We start from the raw sequence: 14484 nt of genomic DNA, 5'->3' as shown, positions 1-14484 counted from the left end.
CTTCGCGTTTGTAGCCCGCCTCTGTTTTTGCCCTGTGTGGGAGATTTGCCCGCGACAAGTCAGTCGTTGGCGTTTAGTGTTTAGGACACATTTCGCAAACAACGGCCATCTTGATGATCAAGGGAATGACGCATCGGCTGAGGCTAGACGGCTATTTCGGCGTGATGGCCTGGGTGCTCGCGACGCTGTTGTTCATCAATCGACTGAGCAGCATGGTCAAGTTGTTCATGGCGCTGTACCTGCGTCAGGAACTGGGGCTGGCTATTGAGACCGTTGGCTGGCTGTTGTCGGCCTATGGCGCTGGATTGCTGGTCGGCTCGATGCTCGGTGGTTTGCTCAGTGATCATGTGCGCACGGCACGGCTCACCGCGGCGCTGTTCTTAGTTTCGATGTGGGTTCTGATCCTGCTCGGGCTGGTCACGCAGGTGCCGTTACTGGCCGGGTTGCTGTTGCTCAGCGGCGCTGTCGACGGGGCGATCCGTACACTGCATCAGCGGCTGATCATGGAGTATTGCGAGGTTGCGCAGCGTTCCCGGGCACAGGCCTTGAGCCGGGTAGCCCGGAACCTCGGAATGGCCGCTGCCGGGGTGGCGGGCGGCGTTTTGGCGCAGACCGATTTTCGCTGGGTGTTCTTCGCCAGCGCAGCCATGACCCTGCTGGCCTTGCTCTGGTTTATCCGCACGACATGGCGCCGACCGGTGCTGGTGCCTGACGAGAAACCTGATACCGGCTCAGGCTCATGGGTGCCGTATCGCGACAAACCCTTTCTCTGGTTACTGGCGACGACGGTCTTGCTCGGGATGGCATTCGACACGGTCTACAGCACGCTGGGTAACTACCTGCGTGATTACTATCGCCTGAGCACCGAAGCTATCGGCTGGCAGTTCGCATTGAATGCCGTGTTGGTGGTGTCGTTACAGATTCCGTTGACCCATTGGGGCGAACGCTGGGGTACGCGTCGCCAACTGGTGGCGGGCAGTCTGTTGCTGGCCTGTGGGCTCGGTATGTTGCCGTTGGGTTCCGGGCTGTTCTATGCCTGTCTGTCGACGGTGGTTTGGACATTGGGCGAGGCGCTGTTCATGCCGCCACTGAATGCGCTGGTCATGCAGCATGCGCAACGTGGAAAAAGCGGACAGTACTTTGGCGTGTTTTTCATGAGCTGGAGTGCGAGTGCACTGTTGTCGCCGATGCTTGGCGGTCAGTTGTACGGCCACTTTGGCGGGCACAGTGTGTGGCTGGTCAGTGCGGCCCTGGCGTTGCTGTCCATACCCATGATTTATCAGGCTACCCGCCCTCGCGCTCCAGACAAGCTTGAGGGGCAACCTCGCCGAACTGTTTCGCTTAGTTGATCCGGCTATTGGGTTTATTTGAAACTGGTCTTTCTACCGAGTGCATTTCTGCTCGCTCGTCAGCGTCCAATCTGGAGAACCCGGCTGATCGGAACTAGATTTCACTGAGCGCCAGACAGGCACTCCACGAAAGGAAGGAATCGGCTATGAACAGGTTGTTTCGCGTTTTACTGCTGTTGAAGGTGTTGGTGATGCTATCGCTGGGGACGTCGATGGCGTGGGCCGAGTGCATCGATCACGGGGAGCAGGCTTCGAGCGGGCAAGCGGGATACGCGGGGTTGATGCTCGCCAAATCCGAATCGGAACCGGGAGATCAGGGGCAGGGTGGTGCTGACAACGACGATGACTCGACCACCGACGAGCCGGACTCCGATGAAGAAGAGGGCGATAGCCAGACGTAATCGCTCGATGGCGAGCGGTAGAAGGGGTTGGGTTACAACTCCAACCCTGTGGGAGCAAGTCCGCTCCCACTGTTTTATGCCGCGCCGTCGAGAACGGGATCAGGCCTGGAGCCCGTAGACGACCGGGCCGCGATTCCCCATTTCGATGAAAGCCTCGCCGCCAACGATAATGCGAGCACCGCTCTGGACCTTCACATCCCAGGGCAATCCTCCTGAAGGACCAAAAGAAACCCACCCGGAGCCAGTCCCGCCGAAGTGGGTGTCATAGTCTCCATTGGGCAACAACCTGCCCGCGATGATATGGAGTGCCCGGTTGTAACCGACCACGACAATCTTGCCATCCGCCTGCTGGGCCAAGGATCGCCAGAAGGTTTCAGGACCGGTGTTGGTGAATACGGGAAGCCCGCCATTCCACTCCTTGTCGGGGTGACCGTCCGCGGTAAACCTCATCGCCATGCCCATGCTCTCCTGGATACCGCCGGCACATAGCAGCTTGCCATCAGCCTGTGCGATGAGTTGACTCATTTTGAGTGAGCCATCCGTTGTTGCCAGGAAAGCAAAACCATCGACTCCAAATTGGCTATCGACCTGCCCCTGCACATCATAACGTGCAAGAACGAGCTGACCGGACGCCGTGGTTCCGCCAACAACGATTTTTCCGTCTTGAATCACAACGCTGCAAAGCAGAATGAAGTCGCCCCCGGTTTCGATCTCGACAAAACCGCTATTGCCGAAACCCGTATCGAGTTCACCGTTACTGTGCAGGCGAGCCAGCAGTGCCCCTTCGGAGTTGCTGATGAAATAGCTGAACGCCACAAGCACTTTTCCATCACCCTGCAGACAACCGTCGATCAACGCCACTTGGGAATAATCATGCTGAGCTACAGGAATAACGACACTGCCGAAGTCCAGGTCAGGGCTGCCGTTGGCATGAAAACGTCTCAGTGCTGCCCGACCAATACCGTCGGGTTCTCGGGTATCACCGATCACCAGGATCTTGCGATCCTCTTGCAGTAGCAAACGCTGCGGACTTGCCTTTTTACCGCTGACAAACTGCCACTCACCTGTGTTCCCGTCATTGCCAAACGCCTTGTCCTTGATGCCGTCAGAATCAGTGCGGTACACAGTGAAACCTTCTCCCTGCCGAGTGGCGTAGGTCAGGGAACCTTCAGCCGATAACACAACGGCCCTGACCGAGCCAGCCAGAAAGTCAGGTCTGATCTGTCCAGACACACCAAATTCCGGGTCCAGTTGACCCGCGCCCAGCATGTTTACGTCTGTTGCTTGAGTGCCCATGAGGCTTCACCTGTCCTTATAGTTTTTGAACGCTTGCGGGTTTATGCCGTGTGTCGCGTGACAAGCCTGTCATCACGACTCATGACTCACCGACAGGATTCAAACAAAACGGCTGAGCGTTCGAAGCTCTCAGGAATGACAGGTGCGTTTCTGCAAAAAGTGACGCTCAATCACCACTCGACAGGCAAAAGAAAACCCCTCCTGCATCGATTGATGCGCAATCGAATGAGAAGGGGTTTGGTTGACTCAAGCGCGCCCCAATGACCGAGGCGTTTTTTTATGCCGCGCCGTCGAGGAATTGCTCGGCGTAGTGGCAAGCCACCTGGCGGTTGTCGAGCAGGCGCAGGGCCGGCTCTTCAGTGCTGCAACGCTCGGTGGCGTACGGGCAACGCTTGTGGAAGGCGCAGCCCGGAGGCGGGTTCAGCGGGTTGGGCAACTCGCCGACGATCTTGATTTTCGGCTTGTCCGGATCCGGGTGGATGGCTGGCGTCGCCGACAACAGTGCCTGGGTGTAGGGGTGCAGGGGACGGGAGTAGATGTCCTCTTTCGTGCCCATTTCCACCGGGCGACCCAGGTACATCACCATCACATGGTCGGCCACGTGGCGAACCACCGCCAGGTTGTGGGAGATGAACACGTAGGCGGTGTTGAACTCTTGCTGCAGATCCATGAACAGGTTGAGCACCTGTGCCTGAATCGACACGTCCAGCGCCGAGGTCGGTTCGTCCGCCACCAGCACTTTCGGTTGCAGCATCATCGCGCGAGCCAGGGCGATCCGCTGGCGCTGACCACCGGAAAACATGTGCGGATAGCGCTGGTAGTGCTCGGGACGCAAGCCCACCTGCTTCATCATCGCCTGGACTTTCTCACGACGCTCCGCGGCGCTCAGGTTGGTGTTGATCAACAGCGGCTCGGCCAACTGATCACCGACTTTCTGCCGGGGGTTCAACGAGGCGTACGGGCTCTGGAATACCATCTGCACGTCTTTGCGCAGTTGCTTGCGTTGAGCCTTGTCGGCACCGGCGACTTCCTGGCCGGCGATTTTCAGGGAGCCCGAGGACGGCTCTTCGATCAGGGTCAGGGCACGGGCCAGGGTGGATTTGCCGCAACCGGATTCACCGACGACAGCGAGAGTCTTGCCGGCTTCCAGTTCGAACGACACGCCGTTGAGGGCGCGCACGGTGGCGTGACCCTTGAACAGGCCTCGGGACACCTCGTAGTGACGGGTCAGGTCGCGGGCGGTAAGAACGACGGCCATTACGCCACCTCCTGGTTCAGCGGGTAGAAGCAGCGAGCGAGGCTGTTGCTTTTCTGGTCAAGGGCCGGACGTTGTTGACGGCAGTTGTCTTTCACGTACGGGCAGCGTGGCGACAGCAGGCAACCCTGCGGACGGTCATAGCGACCGGGAACGATGCCCGGCAGGGTCGACAGGCGCGAGGCCCCCAGGCTGTGTTCCGGAATCGCCTTGAGCAGCGCTTCGCTGTACGGGTGAGCCGGAATGTCGAACAGTTGCGGTACCTGCCCGACTTCGACCGCTTGGCCGGCGTACATCACGCACACGCGCTGGGCGGTTTCGGCCACGACCGCGAGGTCGTGGGTGATCAGCACCAGGCCCATGTTCTGCTCTTTCTGCAGCGCCAGCAGCAGGTCCATGATCTGCGCCTGAATCGTCACGTCGAGTGCTGTAGTCGGTTCGTCGGCGATCAGCAGTTTCGGTTCGCCGGCAATCGCCATGGCAATCGCGACACGCTGGCTCATACCGCCGGACAGTTGATGCGGGTAGGCGTCCATACGGCTGGCGGCGCCCGGGATTTCAACTTTTTCCAGCAGTTCGATGGCACGCTTGCGGGCCGCCTTGCCGGACATTTTCAGGTGCAGGCGCAGTACTTCTTCGATCTGGAAACCGACGGTGTAGCTCGGGTTCAGCGCGGTCATCGGATCCTGGAAGACCATGGACAGGTCTTTGCCGACAATCTGCCGACGCTGGCGATTGTTCAGCTTGAGCATGTCCTTGCCGTCAAAGCTGAGCGAGTCGGCGGTAACGATGCCGGGGTGCTCGATCAGGCCCATCAGCGCCATCATGGTCACGGACTTGCCGGAACCGGACTCGCCAACGATGGCCAGCACTTCGCCCTTGTCCACTTTCAGGTCGAGGCCGTCGACCACTGGCGTGGCGTTCTTGTCGCCGAAGCGAACGTTGAGATTCTTGATTTCTAAGAGTGACATGCGAATCTCCTCAGGCGGCGTTCTTGAGTTTCGGGTCCAGCGCGTCGCGCAGGCCGTCACCCATCAAGTTGATTGCCAGCACGCTGAGCAAAATGGTCAAACCAGGCAGGCTCACCACCCACCAGGCGCGTTCGATGTAGTCGCGGGCCGAAGCCAGCATGGTGCCCCACTCAGGGGTTGGCGGTTGTACGCCAAGGCCGAGGAAGCCCAGTGCGGCGGCGTCGAGGATCGCCGAAGAGAAACTCAGGGTGGCCTGTACGATCAGCGGCGCCATGCAGTTGGGCAGCACGGTGATGAACATCAGGCGCGGCAGGCCGGCACCGGCCAGGCGTGCAGCGGTCACGTAGTCGCGGTTCAGTTCGCCCATCACCGCGGCGCGGGTCAGACGAACGTAGGACGGCAGGGATACCACGGCGATGGCGATCACGGTGTTGATCAGGCCAGGGCCGAGGATGGCGACGATCGCCACGGCCAGCAGCAGGGACGGCAAGGCCAGCATGATGTCCATCAGGCGCATGATGGTCGGGCCGAGCACGCGCGGGAAGAACCCGGCGAACAGCCCCATCAGGATCCCCGGGATCAGCGACATGACAACCGACGACAAGCCGATCATCAAGGACAGGCGCGAGCCAGTGATCAGGCGCGACAGCAGGTCGCGACCCAGTTCATCGGTGCCGAGCAGGAACTGGATCTGCCCACCTTCCAGCCAGGCCGGCGGGGTCAGCAGGAAATCACGGTACTGCTCGCTCGGGTCGTGAGGGGCGACCCACGGAGCGAAGATGGCGCAGAAAATCACCAGCAGCATGAACATCAGGCCGGCGACGGCACCTTTGTTCTTGGAGAACGCTTGCCAGAATTCTTTGTACGGAGACGGGTACAGCAGGCTTTGATCGACTGCTACCGATGGAATTGGAGTGGTCATGGTCATGGTCATGATCTCAGCGCTGATGACGGATGCGTGGGTTGGCAAAGCCGTAGAGGATGTCCACTACGAAGTTGACCAGAATCACCAGGCAGGCGATTAACAGGATGCCGTTTTGCACGACGGGATAGTCTCGGGCGCCAATGGCTTCGATCAGCCATTTGCCGATGCCGGGCCACGAGAAGATGGTTTCGGTCAGGACCGCACCGGCCAGCAGGGTGCCGACTTGCAGGCCGACCACGGTCAGTACCGGAATCAGCGCGTTACGCAGGCCGTGCACGAACACCACGCGCGACGGCGACAGGCCCTTGGCCTTGGCGGTGCGGATGTAGTCTTCACGCAGTACTTCGAGCATCGAGGAGCGGGTCATCCGCGCGATCACCGCCAGCGGGATGGTCCCCAGCACGATGGCCGGCAGGATCAGGTGGTGCAGGGCATCGACGAACGCGCCGACGTCATCGGCCAGCAGCGTATCGATCAGCATGAAGCCGGTGCGTGGCTCGATGTCGTAGAGCAGGTCGATGCGTCCGGATACCGGGGTCCAGCCCAGGCTCACCGAGAAGAACATGATCAGGATCAGGCCCCACCAGAAGATCGGCATCGAGTATCCCGCCAGGGAGACACCCATCACCCCATGGTCGAACAGGGACCCTCGCTTGAGTGCCGCGATCACCCCGGCCAGAAGGCCCAGGATGCCGGCGAACAACAGCGCGGCCATGGACAGCTCCAGGGTCGCGGGGAACAGGGAGGTGAATTCGTTCCAGACGCTTTCACGGGTACGCAGGGATTCCCCGAGGTCGCCGTGGGCCAGTTTGCCGATGTAATCCAGGTACTGGGCATACAGGGGTTTGTTCAGACCTAGGCGTTCCATTGCCTGAGCGTGCATTTCCGGGTCGACTCTGCGTTCGCCCATCATGACTTCCACGGGGTCGCCAGGGATCATGCGAATCAACGCGAATGTCAGCAAGGTGATGCCGAAAAACGTGGGGATCAGTAACCCCAGTCGGCGGGCAATAAAACTAAACATCGTAAGGTGTACCTCATCAGCCGGTTAGGCGTGCCCGGCACCCCTGTGTCAGGAATGCCGGGAGTTTTCTTATCTACTTCACCTGGGTGGTGGCGAAGTTGTTCGTGGTGAGGGGGCTAATGTGATAGCCCTCTACGTTGTTGCGCATTGCGGTAAACATTCTAGTGTGCGCCATGCTGATCCATGGCTGGTCCTGGTTAAAAATAACCTGGGCCTGCTCGTAGAGCGCTGCACGTTCGGCCGGATCGGTTTTTTCCCGGGCCTGGTCGATCAGCGCCTGGAACTTGTCATTGCACCAGCGTGCGTAGTTTTCTCCGTTCTTGGCCGCTTCACAACTGAGCATAGGCGTAAGGAAGTTATCCGGGTCGCCGTTATCGCCCGCCCATCCGGCGGAAACCATGTCGTGCTCGCCGTTTTTGGCGCGTTTGAGCATCTCGCCCCATTCCATCACGCGGATGTCGATCTTGATCCCGACCTTGGCCAGGTCGGCTTGCATCATCTGCGCGCCGAGCATCGGGTTCGGGTTGGTCGGACCGCCACCGTTGCGGGTGAACAGGGTGAAGGTGGTGCCTTCCGGTACGCCGGCTTCCTTGAGCAGGGCGCGCGCCTTGTCCAGGTCATGGGCCGGGTTCTTCAGGTCGTGGTTGTAGCCCAGCAGGGTGTCCGGGTACGGGTTGACCGCAGCGGTTGCATTGCCCTTGCCGAACAACGCATTGACGTACGCCTCTTTGTCGAAGGCGATGTCGATGGCTTTGCGCACCCGTACGTCGCTCATGTACTTGTGCGTGGTGTTCATGGCGACGTACGAGACGGTCATCGCATTCAGTTCATCGACTTTCAGCTTGTCGTCTTTCTTGATGCTCGGGATGTCATCCGGCTTTGGATACAGCGCGACCTGGCACTCGTTGGCCTTGAGTTTCTGCAGGCGCACGTTGTTGTCGGTGGCGATGGCCAGGATCAGCGCATCGGCCGGTGGCTTGCCACGGAAGTAATCCGGGTTGGCCTTGAAGCGAACCTGGGCGTCCTTGTTGTACCGCTGGAAGACGAACGGGCCGGTGCCGACGGGCTTGTTGTTCAGGTCGCCGGCCTTGTTGGCCTTGAGCAACTGATCGGCGTACTCGGCGGAGTAGATCGACGAGAAGGCCATGGCGATGTCGGCCAGGAACGGCGCTTCGCGACGGGTCAGGGTGAACTTGACCGTGTTGTCATCGACCTTCTCGACGCTTTTCAGCAGCTCCTTGAAGCCCATGCTTTCAAAGTACGGGAAGCCCACGCTCGACAGTTTGTGCCACGGATGATTCGGGTCCAGCTGGCGCTGGAAGCTCCAGACCACGTCGTCGGCATTCATGTCGCGGGTCGGCTTGAAGTATTCGGTGGTGTGGAACTTGACGCCTTTGCGCAGATGGAACGTGTAGCTCAGGCCGTCTTCACTGATGTCCCAGGAGTCGGCCAGTGCCGGAATCACTTCGGTGGTGCCGGGCTTGAAGTCCGCCAGGCGATTGAAGATGGTTTCGGCCACGGCGTCGGCGGTGACTGCAGTGGTGTACTGGACCATGTCGAAGCCTTCGGGGCTGGCTTCGGTGCAAACCACCAGGGGCTTGGCCGAAACGCCGACAGCGACACTGAGCAAAGCAGCCGCGATGGCCGCACGTAGGGGAAGCATTTTCATCAAGAACCCTCTGCAATCAGTTAAAGGACAAGAGCCGAACGGCCGGTTCATCGCTGAACCCACCGTTCGGCAGCGGCATTACAGGATGTTGAACGGAACCGTGGTCACGAGACGGAACTCGTTGATGCTGCCGTCAGCCTGGTTTTCGCTGGCACGGTGAGCGGTGTAGGTGCCGCGGATCGTGGTGGCCTTGAGCGGGCCGCTCTGCACGGCGTAGGTCGCGCCGATGCCGTATTCATAATGGTGTTCGCCATCCTGGGACTGGATGCCGTCGTAACCCTTGCCAGCCACGCCGCCGTTGCCGGTGTAGTGAGTGCCGTCGATACCCCAGCCGCGCGCCTGGTAGATGTTGAACTTCAGGCCTGGCACGCCGTATTCGGCCATGTTCAGACCGTAGGCAACCTGGAACGATTTTTCGTTCGGGCCGTTGAAGTCCGACAGCAGGGAGTTGGCCAGGTAGATACCGTTGGTTTCGTGCAGGTAGTCGAAGTACTCGTTGCCGTTCACTTCCTGGTACGAGAAGGTCAGGGTGTGGGCCTGGTGGGTCAGGCCGAACGACAGGGAATAGGTGTCGTTGTCGATAGTGCCGATCAGGGCCTTACCGGTGTCCTGGGTTTTGTAGTAGTTCAGGCCGGTGGTCAGGCTCAGTACCTGGCTGTCGCCCAGAACGTGGGAAGCGCCGAAGTAGTACTGGTTCCAGATGTCTTCCGCCTGGGTCGCCCAGAGGCTGGTGGTCAGGCTGGCGAGCGGGTTGTAGGTGATACCGCCGGTGTAGACGTGATCGGTTTCGACGATGCCGTTGGCGTATTCGGTGCGGAATTTACGCTGGCTTTCTTCGGTACGCGGTGAGTTGCGGTCGAAGGTGGCCAGGTCGAAGGCCAGGTTGTTCAGCTCTTCGCTGTGGATCGCCACACCTTCGAAACTCGAAGGCAGTGCGCGGTTACCGATCACGTCGACCATCGGGCTGCTGAAGTTCATGCGGCCGGCGGTCAGGGTGGTGTTGGAGACACGGGCCTTGACGTTGGCCAGGCCCACTTTGCTCCACTGGCCTTGAGCGTCGCCGCCCTCTTTGGTCAGGGTACGGTTGTTGCCCGCGCTTGGACGAGAGCCCGGTGCGCCACCATTGCCGGAGGCCAGGTCTTTACGGTCCCGGTCCAGTGCGATGGCGTTGTAGGCCGCCACTTCGGTGCTGAAACCGACAGTCCCTTCGGTGAAGCCCGAGTTGTACTTGACGATGGTGCCCTGGACCCAGTTGATACGACGATCGGTATCGGTCAGCGTGCCGTGATCGTTGTATTTGAATTTTGCACCACGTTTCAGTTGTTCATTGGCGTACCAGTTACGCGTGGTGCCGGTGATCGACTGGCCTTCGACAAAGCCGGTGGCTTCGCTTTGGGCGCTCTTCTCGTTCACGGTAACCGGGGTGAAAGCCTGGCTTTGGGTTTCTGCGTAAGCCGTGGCGGTTACGCTGCTGATGGCCAAGGCCAATAACGCGGTGCTGCTCAGTTTCATGGGTAAAGCTCCTTACTTTCTTTTTTTATACCGGTCTTTTTTTGTGATCCGGCTATTGGTTTAAAACTCGTTCATGGCATCGCAAACGTTTGCTGTCGGCCAAATTGGCGAAAGACGGCAAAGCGTCTGCGTGAGGGCGGAAAATCCGCCCCCCGGCATTTCTGGCTAATCGGTTATTTTTCTATGCTGACACCCGAGAACACATTGCGACCGAACGGGCTCACCTTGAACCCTTCGATTTTGGCGCTCAGCGGCTGGTTGACCGTTGAGTGGGCGACTGGCGTGATTGGCACCTGCTGTTTGAGGTACTGCTGCGCCTGTTTGTAGAGCAGGGTGCGCTGGTCACGATCGGTGACGACCTTGGCCTGCTTGATCAGCTTGTCGTAGGCCGGATCGCACCACATCGAATAGTTGTTGCCGCCAATGGCGTCGCAGCTGTAGAGCGTGCCCAGCCAGTTGTCCGGATCCCCATTGTCACCGGTCCAGCCGATCAGGCTGATGTCGTGCTCGCCATTCTTGGTGCGCTTGATGTACTCGCCCCACTCATAACTGACGATCTTGACCTTGAGGCCGATCTTCGCCCAGTCAGCCTGGAGCATCTCGGCCATCAACTTGGCGTTGGGGTTGTACGGACGCTGGACCGGCATGGCCCAGAGGGTGATTTCAGTGCCTTCCTTGACGCCGGCAGCCTTGAGCAGTTCCCTGGCTTTTTCCGGGTTGTAGGCGGCGTCCTTGATCGTGTCGTCGTAGGACCATTGGGTCGGCGGCATGGCGTTGACCGCCAGTTGCCCCGCACCCTGGTAAACGGCGTTGAGAATGCCCTGCTTGTTCACCGCCATGTCCAGCGCCTGGCGCACTTCGAGCTGGTCGAACGGCTTGTGGCGCACGTTGTAGGCGATGTAGCCGAGGTTGAAGCCAGGCTTCTCGATCAGTTGCAGGGCCGGGTCGTTCTTCAGTGCGGGCACATCGGCAGGGCGCGGGTGCAGGGTGATCTGGCACTCGCCGGCCTTGAGTTTCTGCACGCGCACCGAAGCGTCGGTGTTGATGGCGAAAATCAGGTTGTCGAGCTTGACCCGGCTCGGGTCCCAGTAATGCTTGTTGCCGGTGTAACGGATGTTCGAGTCTTTCTGGTAGCTCTTGAACACGAACGGCCCGGTGCCGACCGGCTTCTGGTTGATGTCGCTTGGCTTGCCTTCGGCCAGCAGCTTGTCGGCGTATTCAGCCGAAAGGATGGCGGCGAAGCTCATGGCGATGTTCTGGATGAACGCGGCGTCCACGCTGTTGAGCGTAAAGGCCACGGTCAGCGGCCCGGTCTTTTCGACCTTGGCGATGTTCTTGTTCAGGCTCATGCCGTTGAAGTACGGAAACTCTGTCGGATAAGCCTTACGGAAAGGCTGTTGCGGATCGAGCATGCGATTGAACGTGAACAGCACGTCATCGGCATTGAAATCGCGGGTCGGCGTGAAGTACTTGGTGGTATGAAACTTCACCCCTTCGCGCAGGTGGAAGGTGTATTTGAGGCCGTCCTCGGAAATATCCCAACTCGTGGCCAGGCCCGGTACGACGTTGGTCGCGCCTTTTTCAAACTCTGCCAGCCGGTTGTACAGCGGTTCGGCGGCGTCGTTGTCGGTCGCAGTGGTGTACTGCGCCGTGTCAAAACCAGCGGGGCTGCCTTCGGAGCAGAATACCAGGCTGTTATTGGCGGCCTGGCTGATGGAAGTGGCGGCCAACAGGCCGGTGCCCAGCAATGCGGATAAAACCAAGGTATGGCGCATAACGCTCCCTTTTCTCTCAAAGTGTTGTCAACGCGCCGTCGTCCCGTCCGTAGACGTAGAGGCATCATTGATTTCAATCCATGCACGCAGCAGTAACCGATGACCCACGCGTGCACTGGTCGGATCCCGACGGTATGAGCCACGGGGCCGGCAGTAAATGCGTAGAGTCCTAAAGACTCGTAGGAAATGGCAACGCGTCCTCACCCGATGCTGTAGTCAGCTGCGGATTTGGATGTAGGCAAATTCCTGCTTGCTCGGTAGATAAAGCAACGGCGACGTCAGAAACGTCGCCGTTGCAAAACCTTATTTGCTGACGCTGACGCCGTAGAAGGAGTTCAAGCCAAATGGGCTGATCTTGAAGTCCTGCACGTTGGCGCGCATGGGTTGGAACACCGTCGAGTGAGCGATAGGTGTCATTGGGACTGCATCTTTGAGGACGTGTTGCGCCTGCTTGTACAGTTCGGTGCGTTTGGCCTGGTCGGAAGTACGCTTGGCCTGCTTGACGATGTCGTCGAACTTCTTGTCGCACCACTTGGAGAAGTTGTTGCCTTCCAGCGAGTCGCAGCCGAACAGCACGTTCAGCCAGTTGTCCGGATCACCATTGTCACCGCTCCAGCCAATCAGCATCGCCTGGTTCTCGCCACCTTTGGAACGCTTGATGTACTCGCCCCACTCGTAGCTCTGGATCTTGACCTTGAGGCCGATCTTGGACCAGTCGGACTGCAGCATTTCTGCCATCAGTTTGGCGTTCGGGTTGTATGGACGCTGTACCGGCATCGCCCAGAGCACGATTTCGGTGCCATCTTTCACGCCAGCTTCCTTGAGCAGCTCTTTGGCTTTCTCAGGGTTGTACGGCGCATCCTTGATGGTGGTGTCGTAGGACCACTGGGTCGGTGGCATGGCGTTGACGGCCAGTTGGCCGGCGCCCTGGTACACGGAGTCGATGATCTGTTGTTTGTTGACGGCCATGTCCAGTGCCTGGCGAACTTTCAGCTCGGCCAGCGGGTTGGCATCGGTTTGACCCTTGACCTTGGGCATCACGTTGTAGGCGATGTAACCCAGGTTGAAACCGGCCTGGTCAGGCAGTTTCAGGTCCTTGTCTTCTTTCAGCGCCTTCAGGTCGGCCGGACGAGGGAACAGGGTGACCTGGCACTCGTTCTTCTTCAGCTTCTGGATACGTACCGACGGGTCGGTGGTGATGGCAAAGATCAGGTTGTCGATCTTCACGTCGTCAGGCTTCCAGTAGTCCTTGTTCCCGGTGTAGCGGATGTTGGAGTCTTTCTGGTAGCTCTTGAACACGAACGGGCCAGTGCCGACCGGCTTCTGGTTGATGTCGGCGGCCTTGCCTTCCTTGAGCAGCTGGGCGGCGTACTCGGCGGACTGGATCGAGGCGAAGCTCATGGCCATGTTCTGGATGAACGCGGCATCAACGTCCTTGAGGGTGAACTTGACAGTTTTGTCGTCGACTTTATCGATCTTGGTGATGTTGGTGTCCATCCCCATGTCGGTGAAGTACGGGAATTCGGTCGGGTACGCTTTGCGGAACGGGTCATCCTTGTTAATCATGCGATTAAAGGTGAACAGCACGTCGTCGGCGTTGAACTCACGAGTCGGCTTGAAGTACGGGGTGCTGTGGAACTTCACACCTTCACGCAGATGGAAGGTGTAAGTCAGGCCGTCATCGGAGACGTCCCAGCTGGTCGCCAGACCTGGAATGACAGCGGTGCCGCCGCGCTCGAACTGGGTGAGGCGGTTGAACATGGTTTCTGCAGAGGCGTCGAAGTCGGTTCCGGTGGTGTATTGACCTGGATCGAAACCGGCCGGGCTCCCTTCGGAGCAGAACACCAGGTTAGTCGCAGCTTGAGCGAACGGTGCACTAGCCAACAGGCTGGCGCCGACTAAAAACGGAATGACCGCTTGTTTAAGCATGGTGGCCTCATGATTTGTTGTCATTTTTGGAATTAGAGGACGACCTCGTGAGTCGTGCCTGCGGATACTTATGCAGGGGCCATACCCAATGCAAGATCCAGAGTGACTACAAGCCTTAAACGGTGGCACGAACGTACCTTAATGTCGCATTTGTATAATTCCTGACGCATTTGACCGTTTGCGCGGCGTTTTTACGGTGCAAGTCACGCACTTTTTCAGTGCGCGCCTGCCTCGGGTTGCTCCCGCGTGGGGCGGGGGTGTTACTTATTCATACCCCGGATTGTGGGGTGGGCATGGCGTGAATAAGAGTGGTTATTGTTGCACCGATAGTGGCCAATCGACGGCATTTCTCGGGTGGACCTATCCAGTTATAGCTCA

General features: G+C 59.1%; 11 protein-coding genes. 2 read left to right on the top strand and 9 right to left on the bottom strand.

Translation table 11 applies throughout. From position 1 onward, the window contains the following. Nucleotides 1-113 precede the first annotated feature (113 nt). Both AB7M25_RS26160 and AB7M25_RS26155 read left to right on the top strand, forming a co-directional pair. Complete coding sequence (locus AB7M25_RS26160) at nt 114-1349, top strand: MFS transporter (protein WP_454238162.1); 1236 nt, start codon at nt 114-116, stop codon at nt 1347-1349. A 146-nt stretch (nt 1350-1495) separates the two neighbouring features. Further along, entirely contained in the window at nt 1496-1750 is a 255-nt protein-coding gene (locus AB7M25_RS26155; protein WP_310057572.1) for a hypothetical protein, read from the top strand. 99 nt (nt 1751-1849) lie between these two features. Here the strand turns inward: AB7M25_RS26155 and AB7M25_RS26150 are convergent, their stop codons facing one another. From AB7M25_RS26150 to AB7M25_RS26110, 9 genes are all read right to left on the bottom strand, one after another. Beyond that, the gene (locus tag AB7M25_RS26150; protein ID WP_429384217.1) at nt 1850-3046 is read right to left on the bottom strand and encodes a hypothetical protein; all 1197 of its coding nucleotides are present in this window, start codon (nt 3044-3046) and stop codon (nt 1850-1852) included. Between the two features lie 277 nt (nt 3047-3323). After that, nucleotides 3324-4304 (bottom strand): peptide ABC transporter ATP-binding protein, encoded by a 981-nt coding sequence (locus AB7M25_RS26145; protein ID WP_015093469.1) that lies wholly within the window; start codon nt 4302-4304, stop codon nt 3324-3326. Beyond that, a complete protein-coding gene (locus tag AB7M25_RS26140; protein ID WP_007973051.1) occupies nt 4304-5272 on the bottom strand; it encodes an ABC transporter ATP-binding protein in 969 nt (322 codons plus the stop codon). Before AB7M25_RS26140 ends, AB7M25_RS26145 begins: the two co-directional genes overlap by 1 nt. A 10-nt stretch (nt 5273-5282) precedes the next feature. Then, nucleotides 5283-6194: an ABC transporter permease subunit gene (locus AB7M25_RS26135; protein WP_104450920.1), complete on the bottom strand. Its 912-nt coding sequence runs from the start codon at nt 6192-6194 to the stop codon at nt 5283-5285. Between the two features lie 16 nt (nt 6195-6210). Beyond that, nucleotides 6211-7221: an ABC transporter permease subunit gene (locus AB7M25_RS26130; RefSeq protein ID WP_104450921.1), complete on the bottom strand. Its 1011-nt coding sequence runs from the start codon at nt 7219-7221 to the stop codon at nt 6211-6213. A gap of 73 nt (nt 7222-7294) precedes the next feature. Then, on the bottom strand, nt 7295-8890 hold the full coding sequence (locus AB7M25_RS26125; RefSeq protein WP_429384214.1) for an ABC transporter substrate-binding protein: 1596 nt from the start codon (nt 8888-8890) through the stop codon (nt 7295-7297). A 78-nt stretch (nt 8891-8968) separates the two neighbouring features. After that, nucleotides 8969-10402 carry an OprD family porin gene (locus AB7M25_RS26120; protein ID WP_429384212.1) on the bottom strand — a complete coding sequence of 478 codons (1434 nt, stop codon included), beginning with the start codon at nt 10400-10402 and terminating at the stop codon, nt 8969-8971. A gap of 173 nt (nt 10403-10575) precedes the next feature. Beyond that, the gene (locus tag AB7M25_RS26115; RefSeq protein ID WP_429384210.1) at nt 10576-12177 is read right to left on the bottom strand and encodes an ABC transporter substrate-binding protein; all 1602 of its coding nucleotides are present in this window, start codon (nt 12175-12177) and stop codon (nt 10576-10578) included. 303 nt (nt 12178-12480) lie between these two features. After that, the gene (locus AB7M25_RS26110) at nt 12481-14106 is read right to left on the bottom strand and encodes an ABC transporter substrate-binding protein (RefSeq protein ID WP_454238161.1); all 1626 of its coding nucleotides are present in this window, start codon (nt 14104-14106) and stop codon (nt 12481-12483) included. Nucleotides 14107-14484 lie beyond the last annotated feature (378 nt).

It is taken from the genome of Pseudomonas sp. AP3_22 TE3818 (genome assembly GCF_053628995.1).
Note: the sequence above shows the minus strand (reverse complement) of the source record. Positions and strands in the feature narration are given on the sequence as shown.

Excerpts from the sequence above, each read along its gene's own strand:
- AB7M25_RS26160 (WP_454238162.1), top strand. The coding sequence starts at position 114 with ATGATCAAGGGAATGACGCATCGGCTGAGGCTAGACGGCTATTTCGGC.
- AB7M25_RS26155 (WP_310057572.1), top strand. The coding sequence starts at position 1,496 with ATGAACAGGTTGTTTCGCGTTTTACTGCTGTTGAAGGTGTTGGTGATG.
- AB7M25_RS26150 (WP_429384217.1), bottom strand. The coding sequence starts at position 3,046 with ATGGGCACTCAAGCAACAGACGTAAACATGCTGGGCGCGGGTCAACTG.
- AB7M25_RS26145 (WP_015093469.1), bottom strand. The coding sequence starts at position 4,304 with ATGGCCGTCGTTCTTACCGCCCGCGACCTGACCCGTCACTACGAGGTG.
- AB7M25_RS26140 (WP_007973051.1), bottom strand. The coding sequence starts at position 5,272 with ATGTCACTCTTAGAAATCAAGAATCTCAACGTTCGCTTCGGCGACAAG.
- AB7M25_RS26135 (WP_104450920.1), bottom strand. The coding sequence starts at position 6,194 with ATGACCACTCCAATTCCATCGGTAGCAGTCGATCAAAGCCTGCTGTAC.
- AB7M25_RS26130 (WP_104450921.1), bottom strand. The coding sequence starts at position 7,221 with ATGTTTAGTTTTATTGCCCGCCGACTGGGGTTACTGATCCCCACGTTT.
- AB7M25_RS26125 (WP_429384214.1), bottom strand. The coding sequence starts at position 8,890 with ATGAAAATGCTTCCCCTACGTGCGGCCATCGCGGCTGCTTTGCTCAGT.
- AB7M25_RS26120 (WP_429384212.1), bottom strand. The coding sequence starts at position 10,402 with ATGAAACTGAGCAGCACCGCGTTATTGGCCTTGGCCATCAGCAGCGTA.
- AB7M25_RS26115 (WP_429384210.1), bottom strand. The coding sequence starts at position 12,177 with ATGCGCCATACCTTGGTTTTATCCGCATTGCTGGGCACCGGCCTGTTG.
- AB7M25_RS26110 (WP_454238161.1), bottom strand. The coding sequence starts at position 14,106 with ATGCTTAAACAAGCGGTCATTCCGTTTTTAGTCGGCGCCAGCCTGTTG.